At 66.8% G+C, this 14064-nt stretch carries 14 protein-coding genes; 9 read left to right on the top strand and 5 right to left on the bottom strand.

Annotation, left to right across the window (positions count from 1 at the left end; all coding sequences use genetic code 11):
- Positions 1-93 precede the first annotated feature (93 nt).
- Positions 94-1080, bottom strand: a complete 987-nt coding sequence (glpX, locus tag ABTV68_RS06915; RefSeq protein ID WP_433676871.1) for a class II fructose-bisphosphatase — start codon at positions 1078-1080, stop codon at positions 94-96.
- 187 nt (positions 1081-1267) lie between these two features.
- On the opposite strand from glpX, the gene fbaA reads away from it, so the two are divergent.
- Positions 1268-2296 (top strand): class II fructose-bisphosphate aldolase, encoded by a 1029-nt coding sequence (gene fbaA, locus ABTV68_RS06910; protein WP_433676870.1) that lies wholly within the window; start codon positions 1268-1270, stop codon positions 2294-2296.
- A gap of 68 nt (positions 2297-2364) precedes the next feature.
- Here the strand turns inward: fbaA and ABTV68_RS06905 are convergent, their stop codons facing one another.
- Together ABTV68_RS06905 and ABTV68_RS06900 are read right to left on the bottom strand one after the other, a co-directional pair.
- Positions 2365-2934 (bottom strand): DUF6264 family protein, encoded by a 570-nt coding sequence (locus tag ABTV68_RS06905; protein ID WP_433676869.1) that lies wholly within the window; start codon positions 2932-2934, stop codon positions 2365-2367.
- Complete coding sequence (locus ABTV68_RS06900; RefSeq protein ID WP_433676868.1) at positions 2931-3992, bottom strand: 4-hydroxy-3-methylbut-2-enyl diphosphate reductase; 1062 nt, start codon at positions 3990-3992, stop codon at positions 2931-2933. The genes ABTV68_RS06905 and ABTV68_RS06900 overlap by 4 nt, the downstream gene beginning before the upstream one ends.
- Before the next feature lie 126 nt (positions 3993-4118).
- Between ABTV68_RS06900 and xseA the strand changes: the two genes are divergently transcribed.
- The 7 genes from xseA to ABTV68_RS06865 all read left to right on the top strand — a co-directional run bounded on the left by xseA (position 4119) and on the right by ABTV68_RS06865 (position 10564).
- Positions 4119-5375: an exodeoxyribonuclease VII large subunit gene (gene xseA, locus ABTV68_RS06895; RefSeq protein WP_433676867.1), complete on the top strand. Its 1257-nt coding sequence runs from the start codon at positions 4119-4121 to the stop codon at positions 5373-5375.
- Positions 5376-5404: 29 nt separating this feature from the next.
- Positions 5405-5632 (top strand): exodeoxyribonuclease VII small subunit, encoded by a 228-nt coding sequence (locus ABTV68_RS06890; protein WP_404921533.1) that lies wholly within the window; start codon positions 5405-5407, stop codon positions 5630-5632.
- Positions 5632-6270, top strand: coding sequence for a DUF4245 family protein (locus tag ABTV68_RS06885; RefSeq protein WP_433676866.1), 639 nt, complete (start codon positions 5632-5634; stop codon positions 6268-6270). Before ABTV68_RS06890 ends, ABTV68_RS06885 begins: the two co-directional genes overlap by 1 nt.
- A complete protein-coding gene (locus ABTV68_RS06880) occupies positions 6267-6914 on the top strand; it encodes a carbonic anhydrase (protein WP_433676865.1) in 648 nt (215 codons plus the stop codon). Before ABTV68_RS06885 ends, ABTV68_RS06880 begins: the two co-directional genes overlap by 4 nt.
- 26 nt (positions 6915-6940) lie before the next feature.
- Positions 6941-8335, top strand: coding sequence for a class II fumarate hydratase (locus tag ABTV68_RS06875; protein ID WP_433676864.1), 1395 nt, complete (start codon positions 6941-6943; stop codon positions 8333-8335).
- A gap of 70 nt (positions 8336-8405) precedes the next feature.
- Entirely contained in the window at positions 8406-9908 is a 1503-nt protein-coding gene (locus tag ABTV68_RS06870; protein ID WP_433676863.1) for an ATP-binding protein, read from the top strand.
- Positions 9905-10564: a response regulator transcription factor gene (locus ABTV68_RS06865; RefSeq protein ID WP_433676862.1), complete on the top strand. Its 660-nt coding sequence runs from the start codon at positions 9905-9907 to the stop codon at positions 10562-10564. Before ABTV68_RS06870 ends, ABTV68_RS06865 begins: the two co-directional genes overlap by 4 nt.
- A gap of 325 nt (positions 10565-10889) precedes the next feature.
- On the opposite strand, the gene ABTV68_RS06860 is transcribed toward ABTV68_RS06865, so the two are convergent.
- Together ABTV68_RS06860 and ABTV68_RS06855 are read right to left on the bottom strand one after the other, a co-directional pair.
- The gene (locus ABTV68_RS06860) at positions 10890-12248 is read right to left on the bottom strand and encodes a PhoH family protein (RefSeq protein WP_433676861.1); all 1359 of its coding nucleotides are present in this window, start codon (positions 12246-12248) and stop codon (positions 10890-10892) included.
- A gap of 184 nt (positions 12249-12432) precedes the next feature.
- Positions 12433-13218 (bottom strand): isoprenyl transferase, encoded by a 786-nt coding sequence (locus ABTV68_RS06855; protein ID WP_433676860.1) that lies wholly within the window; start codon positions 13216-13218, stop codon positions 12433-12435.
- Positions 13219-13359: 141 nt separating this feature from the next.
- On the opposite strand from ABTV68_RS06855, the gene trhA reads away from it, so the two are divergent.
- A complete protein-coding gene (gene trhA, locus ABTV68_RS06850; RefSeq protein WP_433677568.1) occupies positions 13360-14064 on the top strand; it encodes a PAQR family membrane homeostasis protein TrhA in 705 nt (234 codons plus the stop codon).

Here is a 14064-nt window from a genome sequence, read left to right as displayed (position 1 = left end):
CACACCACGTTCCATTCTCGCACCGACAGTCACGAGATGCTGGGGAGGCGCGGTCACGAAATGGTCAACGTGACCGATATGCGAACAGGCGGCTCACAGCCACTTCGACGCGAGGTGCTCCGAGGTGATGCGACGAAGCGTTCCCGAAGCGCTGCGCAGCACGACCGACTCGGTGTAGATGTAGCCGCCCTCGCGGCGCACGCCGGACACCAGCTGACCGTCGGTGACACCTGTGGCGACGAAGATCGTGTTGTTGCTCGTGACCAGTTCATCCGCCTCGTAGACGTAGTCGAACTTGAGGCCGGCGTCCAGTCCGCGCTGCTTCTCATCGTCGGTCTGCGGCCACAGTCGCCCTTGGATGTGGCCACCGAGCGCCTTGATCGCGCACGCTGTCACGATGCCCTCGGGGCTGCCGCCGATGCCCACACACATGTCGGTGCGCGCATTGTGGCGTGCGGCGTTGATCCCACCGGCCACGTCACCGTCGCTCATCAGGCGAGTACCGGCACCGGCCTCACGGATCTCCTCGATCAACTGCTCGTGACGCGGGCGGTGCAGCACCGACACCACGATTTCATCGACGGGCTTGCCGAGCGCCTTCGCGAGCAGGCGGATGTTCTCGCCGATCGGAAGCCGAATGTCGACGACGCCGACGCCGGCGGGCCCCGTGACCAGCTTGTCCATGTAGAAGACGCTGGACGCGTCGAGCATGGTGCCACGATCTGCGACGGCGATGACAGACAGCGCGTTGTTACGCCCCGCCGCCGTCAAGGAGGTGCCATCGATCGGATCCACCGCCACGTCGCACTGCGGACCCCGGCCCGAGCCCACCGCCTCACCGTTGAAGAGCATGGGGGCGTGGTCCTTCTCGCCCTCACCGATGACGATGCGCCCATCGAAGTTCACCGTGCGCAGGAAGGCGCGCATCGCGTCGACGGCAGCACCGTCGGCGCGTTCCTTCTGCCCCCGGCCGATGAAGGGAACAGCGCGAATCGACGCCGCTTCCGTTGCTCGCACCAGCTCCAGCGCCAGATTGCGGTCGGGGTGCAGAGGGCTCATATCGTCAGTCAGGCTCACCATGGGGCCAGCATGGCACTCACCGCGTCAGGATTTATGGAATTCTGCGCGCCTCGTAACGAAGGAATCGGACTATTTACGATTTCCATCAGGACGGTCACGCTTTCGCCCGAGACGGGGGTGAAAGCGGGCATCCCTCGCGTTTCGGTAGAGTGGCATCGACCTCGTGATCTTCATCAAAGGAGCACCTATGCCCGTCGTCACCCCGGATCAGTACGTCGACTTGCTCGCCCGCGCGAAGGCCGGCGCCTTCGCTTACCCGGCGTTCAACGTGTCGAGCTCGCAGACCATCAACTCGGTGCTCCAGGGCCTGACGGAGGCCGGTTCCGACGGCATCCTGCAGGTCACCACCGGTGGTGCGGACTACTTCGCCGGACACACCGTCAAGGCGCGCGCCACCGGCGCACTCGCCATGGCGCGCTACGTCACCGAGGTCGCCAAGAACTACCCGATCAACGTCGCGGTGCACACCGACCACTGCCCGAAGGATGCGCTCCCCTCTTTCCTGCTCCCGCTTCTCGAGGCCAGCGAGGAGCAGGTCAAGGCTGGCGGTCAGCCGATCTTCCAGTCGCACATGTGGGACGGCTCGGCCGTGCCGCTGGCGGAGAACATCGAGATCGCCCGTGAGCTGCTGCCGCGCATGAAGGCGATCAACGCCATCCTCGAGGTCGAGATCGGTGTCGTCGGCGGTGAGGAGGACGGCGTCCAGCACGAGGGTTCCAACGAGGCGCTGTACACCACCGTCGGCGACGTCAGCCAGGCCGTCGAAGCCCTCGGCCTCGGCGAGCAGGGCCGCTGGATCGCTGCGCTCACCTTCGGCAACGTGCACGGCGTGTACAAGCCGGGCAACGTGAAGCTGCGCCCCGAGCTCCTCGGCGAGATCCAGGCCGGTATCGCCGAGAAGTTCGGCACCGGCGAGAAGCCCCTCGACCTGGTCTTCCACGGCGGCTCCGGATCCACGGACGAGGAGATCGCGACGGCCGTGGCCAACGGCGTCGTGAAGATGAACATCGACACCGACACGCAGTACGCCTTCACGCGGGCGATCGCCGATTACATGTTCAAGAACTACGACGGCGTCCTGAAGGTCGACGGCGAGGTCGGCAACAAGAAGCTCTACGACCCGCGCGCCTGGGGCAAGGTCGCCGAGACGGCCATGGCCGCTCGCGTGATCGAGGCCACCAAGCAGCTCGGTTCCTTCGGCAAGTCGCAGGGCTGAACCAGCCACGACACGACGATGGCGCGTCCCCACCGGGGGCGCGCCATCGTCGTGTTGGAAGCGTCAGCTTACGGAGCCGGAGTCTCGAGCCCCTTCATCGCCAGGTCGAGGTAGGTCTGAAACGCCGGGTCGCCCATGAGGGTCGCCGTCTGCACGATCACCACGATGACCCACGTCACCGCCCAGCCGGCGAGCGGAACCCACCAGCTCCGCTTCTGCACGCGCAGGCGGCGAAGCGCAAGCCACACCGTGGCAGCGAAGCCCGCGATCAGCACGGCCGCCATGACATAGCCGGGCACATCGCTGCGCGGCACGTCGGCCTGCTCACGGGTGAGGCCCAACATCATGAGCGCCTCGGTCATGGTGGCGGAGTACGACGCCAGCGCGAACGAGCTCATCAGCACGTGCATGGCGCCCAGCGCCAGCATCACGATGGTGATGAGTCGGTCCGTGGGCGCGACGTTCGGTGTCGGCTCGGGAACCGCGGGGGCGGCGGTCGGAGGCGCGTCGGGCCACGAGAACTCGGCAGGATCGGGGTGGGCCGTCGTCGGCAACGGCTCACGGATGTGCGCGCGCTGCTCCTCGGGGGTCGCGTATTCGCCGTACTGCGGGCGGGGACGGGATTCCGACTCGGTCATGCTCGTGTTCGCCCTCCTCGTGCCCGCTCGTCCTGACGTCCGGACGCATCCTGACGCAGCTCCTTCGGCAGCGAGAACATCAGGTCCTCCTCCGCGGTGCGAATCTCCTCAACGTCGCCGTAGCCGGCACCGGCCAGCTCTGCGAGCACCTCCTGAACCAGCACCTCCGGGACCGATGCGCCGCTCGTCACACCGACGGTGCGGACACCGTCGAGCCACTCCTGCTTCACCTCGTCCACGTAGTCCACGCGGTACGCGGCCTTCGCCCCGTACTCCAGCGCCACCTCGACCAGACGGACGCTGTTGGAGGAGTTGGCCGAGCCGACGACGATCACCAGATCGGCGTCCTTCGCCACCTTCTTGATGGCCACCTGACGATTCTGCGTGGCGTAGCAGATGTCGTCCGAGGGCGGATTGTGCATCTCGGGGAAGCGCTCGCGCAGCTTCTCGACGGTCAGCATGGTCTCATCCACGGACAGCGTGGTCTGCGACAGCCACACCACGCGGGAGGGATCCTTCACCTGGACGGTTTCCGCCTCGTCGGGGCTGTTGACGATGGTGACGTGGTCGGGAGCTTCTCCAGCCGTCCCCTCGACCTCTTCGTGCCCCGTGTGGCCGATCAGGAGGATCTCGAAGTCATCACGCGCAAAGCGGACGGCTTCCCGATGGACCTTGGTCACCAGCGGGCAGGTGGCATCGATCGCCTGCAGACCGCGATCCGCGGCGGCCTGCACCACTGCCGGGGAGACGCCGTGCGCGCTGAAGACGACGTGCGCTCCCTCGGGAACTTCGTCGACCTCCTCGACGAAGATGGCCCCCTGCTTCTCCAGCTCGGTCACGACGTGGATGTTGTGCACGATCTGCTTGCGGACATACACCGGGGCGCCATAGCGCTCCAACGCCTTCTCCACAGCCACGACGGCGCGGTCGACTCCTGCACAGTAGCCGCGTGGGGCCGCGAGCAGCACCCGCTTGTGTCCGTCGACGGGGATATCCTGAAGACGTCCGCGACGGCCGGGAATCCGGGGAACGGGCAGGTGGACGGCAGGGGAACTCACCCTTCGAGTCTAGGGTGATCGGCCTGTGATGGCGCCGAACACCCGAGTACGACACCGGCACGACGAAAGCTGCCGCGGCCCGGATGACTCGACGGGCAGAAACACGACCGGCACGAGAGGGACCAGATGACCGACGCGAGCACGAAACCGGCGTTCACCGGCCCCGTGCGTCCCCGTGATTCCACCCCGGACTCCCCCACCCAGGTGGGCGACCTCGCCCGCGATATGCGCGACTACATCGCCCGTCTCGGATCGCCCTGGATCGAGGGTGAACTCACCGAGTGGAACGTTCGCGCGGTCGGCACGTTCGCGACGCTGCGGGATCTCTCCGGCGATGCCGCCATCCGGCTCGTCGTCTGGTCCAGCATTCGCGCACGCATCCCCCAGGACCTGAAGACCGGAGATCGCGTGGTCGTCTGCGCGAAGCCGGAGTACCGCGTGCAGCGCGGCGAGCTGTCCTTCGTGGTCTCCTCGATCCGTCACGTCGGACTGGGAGATCTGCTGGAGCGCCTGGAGGTGCTGCGCCGACAGCTGCGCTCCGAGGGTCTCCTGGACCCGTCCCGCAAGAGGGCGCTGCCGTTCCTGCCGCAGCGAATCGGGCTCATCACCGGCAAGGGGACAGACGCAGAGAAGGACGTCCTGCGAAACGCTCAGCTGCGCTGGCCGCAGGTGGAGTTCCGCGTCGAACATGCCGCCGTGCAGGGAGAACAGGCCGTGCCGCAGCTACTCACGGCGCTCCAGCGGCTCGATGCGGACCCCGCGGTCGACGTCATCATCTTCGCCCGTGGCGGTGGCGACTTTCAGGATCTGCTGACGTTCTCCGACGAGAAGCTTGTGCGTGCCGTCGCCGCGGCCGGCACCCCGGTGGTGAGTGCCATCGGGCACGAGAACGATCGCCCGCTGCTCGACGACGTCGCCGACCTCCGCGCCTCCACCCCCACCGACGCCGCCAAGCGCGTGGTGCCCGACGTCCTGGAGCAGCTGGCCCAGGTTCGCGAGGCGCGAGCGCGCATCATCGGCCGAGTCGCCAGCCGGATCCAGCACGACCTCACCAGCCTGGAGCACCTGCGCTCGCGCCCCGTGATGCGTGACCCCCACCGCATGCTGCAGGAGCGCCAGCTCCAGGTGGAGCAGCTGCGTTCGCGTGCGACCGCCACGACGTCGCTCCGCATCGAACGAGAGCACACCGCCATGGCGCGGCTGCACGCCACTCTGCGTGCGCTGAGCCCCCAGCACACCCTCGAGCGCGGCTACGCCATCGTCCAGCGCACGGGCGATGGCATCGTCCGCTCCCCGACGGAAGCACCGGACGGCACCGATCTCGTCGTCCTGCTCGCCGACGGAACCATCGGTGCCCGCTCCACCGGTGCACTGCCCGAATGACGCCTCGCCGCCCGAACTAGGATGGAACCATGACCGACGCCACTGCCGAGCCCGTCGACGTCTCCGAGCTCTCCTTCGAACAGGCTCGTGATGAGCTGACGCAGGTCGTCGCTCAGCTGGAGCAGGGCGCGCCGACGCTGGAGCGCTCCCTCGCCCTCTGGGAGCGTGGCGAACGCCTCGCTCAGCGCTGTGAGGAATGGCTGCTGGGCGCGAAGGCTCGCCTCGACGCTGCTCGTCCCGCCGGAGAGGCCGTCTGATGGCCCGCATCGTGGCCGAACTCGGCCGCCCCGAGACCCCTCAGGAAACGGCGGATCGCAAGGCGGCATCCTCGGCCGCCTACCGCGGGTCGCAGACTTTCCGCAACCTCATCGCCGCCCTCATTGTCACGATGCTCATCGTTCTGGTGATCGTGTGGGTGGTGCCGCGTGGCAGCGCGCCGGAGATCAAGCCGGCAGACCCGGTGAAGGTGGCGGCGATGCAGACCAGCGCCAGCGGTCAAGCCACCTACGCGATCGATGCGCCGAAGAACTGGTGGTCGAACGTCGCGATCATGGACTCCTACGCGAACTACTCGCTCTTCAACGCCTCCTATGTCCCCACGGAGAAGAGCAAGCTCACGGGTTTCGTTCGCCTGAACGACGTCTACAACGCCGACGAGAAGTACGCTCTGCTGCGCATTCCGGGAGCTCTTCCCGAGGGAACGGAGACGCTTGGCGGCCGCGAGTGGACCGTGTTCACCATCCCTGACGTCGAGAAGGCGGGGAACGTCACACAGGCACTGGGCACGCAGGTCGAAGACGACTATGTGCTGCTCTATGGGAAGACCACGGATGAGTTCATCCGCGAATTCGCGACGCAGCTCGCCACGACCATCGAGAAGGAAACCGCGCAGTGACTCAGCAGCTCACCCCCACGCAGGCCTGGTCCCAGATGCTGGAGGGCAACCACCGGTTCGTGACCGGCACCCCGGGCCACCCGCATCAGGACAGCGAGCGTCGCCACGAGACGATGGGCGCGCAGTTCCCGCATGCGGCGCTGTTCGGGTGTGCGGACTCGCGCCTGGCCGCCGAGATCATCTTCGACCAGGGCCTGGGCGATCTGTTCGTCGTCCGCAACGCCGGGCAGGTCACCTCGCCCTCGGTGATCGGCTCGCTGGAGTACGCGGTCGCGGTGCTCAACGTTCCCCTCATCGTCGTGCTGGGTCATGACTCCTGCGGTGCGGTGCGCGCTGCGATCGACTCCACGGCCATCGACGCACCGGTGCTCCCGCCCGCCGTCTGGCGACTGATCGCACCGATCGTGCCCTCGGCACGCAAGATCGAGGCGGACACCGGGACGACGTCGGTCGACGTCTCGGCAGAGCTGGTCGGCAAGCTGCACCTGCAGTCCACGGTGGCCGAGTTGCTGCACTCGTCCGAGGTCATCTCCGACGCGGTGGCCGCCGGCCGCCTGGCCATCGTGGCCGCCAACTACCGCCTCGCCGACGGAGCCGTCGACGCGCACTTCACCGTGGGCACCGCAACGGACGCGGCTGCCTGATCACACGAACCCACAAGGAGAGAAACGTGGCTGAGACTGAATACCGCATCGAGCACGACACGATGGGCGAAGTACGCGTGCCCAAGGACGCGCTGTACAGCGCGCAGACACAGCGCGCTGTGGAGAACTTCCCGATCTCGGGCTCCGGCCTGGAGTCGCGCCAGATCGCCGCTCTCGCACGCATCAAGAAGGCGGCGGCCCTGGCGAACAAGGGGCTCGGCACGCTCGATGGTGACATCGCCGATGCCATCGCGTGGGCTGCGGACCAGGTGATCACCGGTGAGTATGACGCACAGTTCCCCGTCGACACGTACCAGACCGGTTCGGGCACGTCGTCGAACATGAACATGAACGAGGTGCTTGCGACGCTGGCGTCGGGCAAGCTGGGCTCGCCGGTGCACCCCAACGACCATGTGAACGCCTCCCAGTCGTCGAACGACGTCTTCCCGACCTCCGTTCACGTCGCTGTGACGCAGGCCCTCATCGAGGACCTCGTTCCCGCCCTGGAGTACCTGGCCACCGCGCTGGAGAAGAAGGCCGTCCTGTGGAAGGACGCCGTGAAGTCCGGCCGCACGCACCTCATGGACGCGACGCCTGTGACCCTGGGCCAGGAGTTCGGCGGCTACGCGCGTCAGATCCGCCTCGGCGTCGAGCGAGTGCAGGCAGCTCTCGTGCGCGTCGCAGAGGTCCCTCTCGGCGGCACCGCGGTCGGAACCGGAATCAACACCCCGCTCGGCTTCCCGCAGCAGGTCATCGCCCTGCTCGCCGAGGAGACCGGCCTTCCGATCGTCGAGGCGAAGGACCACTTCGAGGCACAGGCCAACCGTGATGGTCTGGTGGAGACCTCCGGCGCGCTCCGCACCATCGCGGTCTCGCTCACCAAGATCAACAACGACCTGCGCTGGATGGGTTCCGGCCCCAACACCGGCCTGGGCGAGCTCCACATCCCCGACCTCCAGCCGGGATCATCGATCATGCCGGGCAAGGTCAACCCCGTTGTTCCCGAGGCCACGCTGATGGTGTGCGCCCGCGTCATCGGCAACGACGCCACCGTCGCCTGGGCCGGAGCGTCCGGTTCCTTCGAGTTGAATGTCGCCATCCCTGTCATGGGCACCGCGCTGCTCGAGTCGATCCGCCTGCTCTCCAACGCGATGCGCGTGCTGGCGGACAAGACGATCGACGGCCTCGAAGCCAACCTCGAGCGCGCGGCCGCCTTCGCTGGCATGTCGCCGTCGATCGTGACGCCCCTGAACAAGCTGATCGGCTACGAAGCGGCCGCGAAGATCGCGAAGCACGCCGTCGCTCAGGGCATCACCGTCCGGGAGGCCGTGATCGACCTCGGTTACGTCGCGCGCGGCGAGCTCACCGAGGAGCAGCTGGACGAAAAGCTCGATCTGCTGTCGATGACCCACGCGGGCTGAGAGCAGCGTGACCGCGGGTGTGAAACGCACCGTGGGCGCGGGGGGCCTCCCCTCGCGCCCACGGCGCACCATGCTCTCCACCCGCGCCCGCATGCTCGCCGTGATCCTCGTGGTCACGGCGATCTCCCTGATCGCGTCCGGCGGCGTCGCGTTCACCATGCAGTACAACCAGGCGCTGTCCCGTGTCGATGAGCACCTGCTCTCCCACGCGGATGCACTGCTCGGGAACGCGACCGACGCTCCCGACGCCGACGACAACGGTCCGGCCGAGGTCGTGACGGGTTCGCTCGACCCAAACTCATACACCAGCCTGGAATCGCTGCTGCGCGCAGAGCTGAGCCGCATCGTGGGCCACGGTGAAGCGGCAATCGGCATCATCAATGGAGAGGTGGCGCTGCGCTCCGCGGGCGCCCTGAGCGCTGCGATGGCCGCCGATACGGATTTCGTCGCCTCGGCAACCGCCACATCCACCCGGACGAACTCCCCCGCGATCGGCACCGCGGAGCTGAACGGCACGACCGTGCGGTGGGTGTCCGTTCCCGTCTCGGTCGAGGGTGATGCCACAACGGGTGTCTCGATCCGCGCGATCAACCTCGACGAGACACTGGACCCGCTGCACCTGGCCGCGCTGGTGTTCTGCGCGGTCGCTCTCGTCATTCTCATCGTCGTGGGTCTGATCACCTGGGCGGTGCTCGGGCGCTGGCTGCTCTCGCCGATGCAGCACCTGCAGCGCACCACCGGGGAGATCTCGCTCTCCCACCTTGCGGCGCGCGTCCCGGAGGGCGGCACCGATGACCTCGCCAACGTCGGTCGCTCCGTCAACGCGATGCTGGACCGGCTCGAGGGCTCGGTCGACGTCCAGCGACGACTGCTCGACGACGTCCGCCACGAGCTGAAGACGCCCATCACCATCGTCCGGGGCCACCTGGAGATGATGAACCCCGCGGATCCCGCCGATGTCGCCTCGGCTCGAGAAATCGGCATCTCCGAACTCGATCGCATGACGCGTCTCGTGGAGGACATCGACCTCCTCGCCACCGTCGAAGATGACGAGTACACGATGGGCATGGTCGATGTCAGTCGACTGACGGCGCGCATCGGCGAGATGATCGTCGCCATCCCGGGGCACCCCTGGCGGGTGCTGGATCGCGCGGACACCATCGTGCGCGGCAATCCGGATCGCCTGCTGCAGGCCTGGCTCGCGCTCATCGACAACGCGGCGAAGTACACGCCCCAGGGCAGCCCGATCGAGCTGGGCAGCACACTCACCACCGACGAGGTTCACCTCTGGGTACGTGATCATGGCGTCGGAATCCCCCCGGCGATGCGCCACCGCATCTTCCGTCGTTTCGACCGCGGAAGCGGCCGACGCGATGTCGGCGGGACCGGGCTGGGACTCGCGATCGTGGATGCGATCGCACGCGCCCACGGCGGCTCCTGTACCGTTACGGACACCCCCGGCGGCGGTGCCACGTTCGTGATCCGCGTGCCGGCTCACCTCGGGCGACCGGGGTCGAACCTGCCCCAACCGATTCGCGCCGGAACAGTGGCGCTCCGAGAGGACACCGTATGACTCGAATCCTGATCGCCGAGGACGAGCCCAGGATCTCGTCTTTCGTCAGCAAGGGGTTGGAAGCGGCCGGGTACATGACGGCGGTCGTCGAAGACGGCAACGAGGCGCTCCAGACGGCGCTGAGCGGGGAGTTCGCCCTGATGCTGCTCGATGTCGGGCTCCCCTCCATGGACGGCTTCGATGTGCTTGCGCATCTCCGTGGCAGCGGTTCGACGATGCCGGTGATCCTCCTCACCGCGCGGACATCCACGCGCGACATGGTGGAGGGCCTCGACAGCGGCGCCAACGACTACATCCCCAAGCCCTTCAAGTTCGACGAGCTGCTGGCACGGGTGCGCGTGCGGCTGCGCGAGGGTGGAACCAGCGCCAACTCCATGGTGATCAGCCATCGTGAGGTCTCGCTGGACATGCTCGCTCGTCGGGCCACGGTGGGCGGTCGCGAAGTCGACCTGTCCGCACGTGAGTTCGCCCTTGCGGAGCAGTTCCTGCGCAACCCCGGGCTCGTGCTCAGCCGCGAGCAGCTGCTCAGCCGCGTGTGGGGTCTGGACTTCGACCCCGGTTCGAACGTGGTCGATGTCTACGTGCGCTATCTGCGCACGAAGTTCGGCACAGAGCACATCGAGACCGTCCGCGGCGCTGGCTACCGCTGGCTCTGACACAGATCACTTCACGCTGGGCGTTCTGGCCCAGGGATTCGGGTGAGTCCGCGAGATGCCTCTCTCGGACTCACCTGGATCCCTGGGCTCTGATCGTCGCCGGGACAAACAGAAACCCCCGGCACATGGTGCCGGGGGGCCGAGGTGAGCGGACCCGAACCGCTCGTTATGCTCACCGCACCCGAAGCAGTGAGAGTTCCTCGTATTCTGTTACTCCCGGGGAGATGGGATACACGTCAGCAAAAAGCCGACATCTCCATTGTCCCTGTTTCGGCGCTTCAGCATAGTGACAACACCGTGAGACTGTTCTCATCTTTGCGAGGCGTCAGGCCAGCTCTCCATCTTCCAAGAGCTCCGTTACGAGCGCTGCGATCGCGGAGCGCTCCGAACGCGTCAAAGTGACGTGTGCGAAGAGTCCGTGACCCGTCAGCGTCTCGATCACCGAGGCGATACCGTCGTGGCGTCCCACGCGGAGGTTGTCGCGCTGGGCGACGTCGTGCGTGAGGACGACGCGGGAGTTCTGACCGATGCGGCTGAGCACCGTCAGCAGCACGTTGCGCTCCAACGACTGCGCCTCATCCACGATCACGAACGCGTCATGGAGGGAGCGTCCACGGATGTGCGTCAGCGGCAGCACTTCGAGAAGTCCCCGTTCGAGCACCTCTTCCATGACGTTGCCGCTGACCACGGAGCCGAGAGTGTCGAACACCGCCTGCCCCCAGGGCGACATCTTCTCGCCCTGGTCGCCGGGAAGATAGCCGAGCTCCTGCCCGCCGACCGCGAACAGGGGGCGGAACACGATGATCTTCTTCTGCTGCTGCCGCTCCAGCACGGCCTCCAGCCCAGCGCAGAGCGCCAGCGCCGACTTTCCCGTCCCCGCGCGGCCGCCGAGGGAGACGATGCCGACCTCCGGGTCCAGCAGCAGATCCAGCGCAATGCGCTGCTCGGCCGAACGTCCGTGCAGTCCGAACGCCTCGCGGTCACCCCGCACCAGGCGGAACTCGCCATCACCGGTCACGCGTGCCAGCGCCGAGCCTCGATCCGAGTGCAGCACCAACCCGGTGTTCACCGGCAGGCCGGCGGCGTCCGGGTGCGAACCCACCTCGGAGTCGTAGAGATCGGCGATCTCGTCGGAACCCAGGTGGATGGTCGCCATGCCGCTCCAGCCGGAATGCGCGGCCTGCTCGGCAAGGTACTCCTCGGCTTCCAGCCCGAGTGAGGCCGCCTTCACCCGCATCGGGAGGTCCTTGGAGACGATCGTGACGTCCTCGCCCGCCTCCTGAAGGTGCATCGCGACGGCGAGAATGCGCGTGTCGTTGTCCGTCAGCCGAATGCCCGCGGGAAGCACGCTGGTGTCTGTGTTCGCGAGTTCGACCCGCAGCGTCCCGCCGGATCCCACCTCGACCGGAAAGTCGAGGCGGCCGTGTTCGATTCGCAGGTCGTCGAGGTGGCGCAGCGCCTGGCGAGCGAAATAGCCCAGTTCCGGGTCGTTGCGCTTGCCTTCGAGTTCGCTGATCACCGTGACGGGCAACACCACCGAATGCTCCGCGAAACGGAACAGCGCGCGTGGATCGCTGAGCAGCACGGAGGTGTCGATCACGTAGGTGCGCAGGCGCACCTCGCTCGCATCCGTGCTGACGCGCCGCGTCCGCTGCTGGTGCCGCTGTCCTGTTGCATTGGTCACAACCGACCCCCAACCCGGATCCATCCGGATCAATCGCGTCGGCCGAGAGCCACGAGTCCGGTATCACAGCCGACTCGATCGAGCACCTTGCCCGATGCTCAGACGCTAGCGCCCCGGAGCCCTGGTCGCTACATCCGGGCGTGGCGTGTCGGAGGACGGCGGGTGAACGGAAGGTGACCGACGTTCAGCTGCCGAAGCGACGGTCACGATCTCCGTAGTCGCGGATGGCGCGGAGGAAATCGACCTCGCGAAGGTCAGGACCGAGAGCCTCGACGAAGTAGAACTCGCTGTGCGCGCTCTGCCACAGCAGGAAGTCACTCAACCGCTGCTCGCCGGACGTGCGGATCACGAGATCCGGGTCGGGCTGTCCACCCGTGTAGAGGTGCTCCCCCAGCATCTCCGGCGTCAGGTTGGCCGCAAGCTCCTCCATCGACGCCCCGCGCGCATCGTGCTTCTCGATGATCTTGCGCACGGCATCGACGATCTCGTTGCGTCCGCCATAGCCCACCGCAAGGTTCACGTGCATGCCGACGTTGTTCGCGGTGCGCTCCGCGACCTCGGTCAGCGCGACGCGCAGGGTCTCGGGCAGCAGTTCCAGGCGCCCGACGATCTGCACCCGCCATCCGGCCTCCCGCGAGAGCGCATCGGCGAGTTCCGCGATGATCTGGATGAGTTCGTCGAGTTCCTGGGAGTCACGTTTTCGGAGGTTGTCTGCCGACAGCAGGTACAGAGACACCACCGAGATGCCGAGGTCGTCACACCACCGCAGGAACTCCTGCATCTTGACCGCACCGGCGCGGTGGCCGTGCGCAGGGCTCGGAAATCCCAGCTGACGTGCCCACCGCCGATTGCCGTCGATCATCATCGCGACATGACGCGGGACCTTGGCGGGATTGATCTGTCGCCGGAGTCGTGAACCGTACAGCCGGTACAGGAAACCGGCGCCCTCGGATCGACCCGTTGTGCTCACTCCCCTACGCTACCGCTCGCGGATGGATGACACATGAGCACGGCGGGGCCGGAGCCGACTTCACACCGTGAATATGTACAGCCGACGGAATGCTGCGAGTCGTACGCTCAGAACGTGACGAGCGAGAACACCCCGCCCCCGGTGCCGAAGCTTCCCCTGCTGGAAGTCGCGGCCTCCGACGCGACCATCGAGATCAAGCCCAGCTGGCGCGGCTGGATCCATGCCGGCACCTTCCCGGTGACGATCGCTGCGGGGATCGTGCTCATCTGCCTCGCGCAGGGAGCTCCGGCGAAGTGGGCGAGCGTGGTGTTCATGGCCACCTCCATGCTCCTGTTCGGCAACTCCGCGCTCTACCACCGCTTCAACTGGGGTCCCACCACCAAGATGGTCCTGAAGCGGATCGATCATGCGAACATCCTGTTGCTGATCGCCGGGACGTACACACCGATCGCCGTGCTCGCGTTGCCACCGGAGAAGGGCCTGCTGCTGCTTGTCCTGGTGTGGTCCGGCACTGTGCTGGGCATCCTGTTCCGGGTGTTCTGGATCAATGCCCCGCGCTGGCTGTATGTCGCGATCTACCTGCTGCTGGGCTGGGCAGCCATCATGTACATCGTTGATCTGCTGAACGCCAACGTCGCGATGATGGTGCTCGTGGTGGTCGGTGGACTCCTGTACTCCGGCGGCGCCGTGGTCTACGCGCTGAAGAAGCCGAACCCGTGGCCGGGACATTTCGGCTTCCACGAGATCTTCCACGTGTGCACGGTGCTGGCGTTCCTCTGCCACTGGACCGCGTGCCTGCTCATCGCGTTGGAGCCGCTGCGTCCCTCGCTCGGCGTTCCCGCATAG

It is taken from the genome of Microbacterium gorillae (genome assembly GCF_050990725.1).
GTDB lineage: Bacteria > Actinomycetota > Actinomycetes > Actinomycetales > Microbacteriaceae > Microbacterium > Microbacterium gorillae_A.
This window is presented reverse-complemented; position numbering and strand designations above follow the sequence as displayed.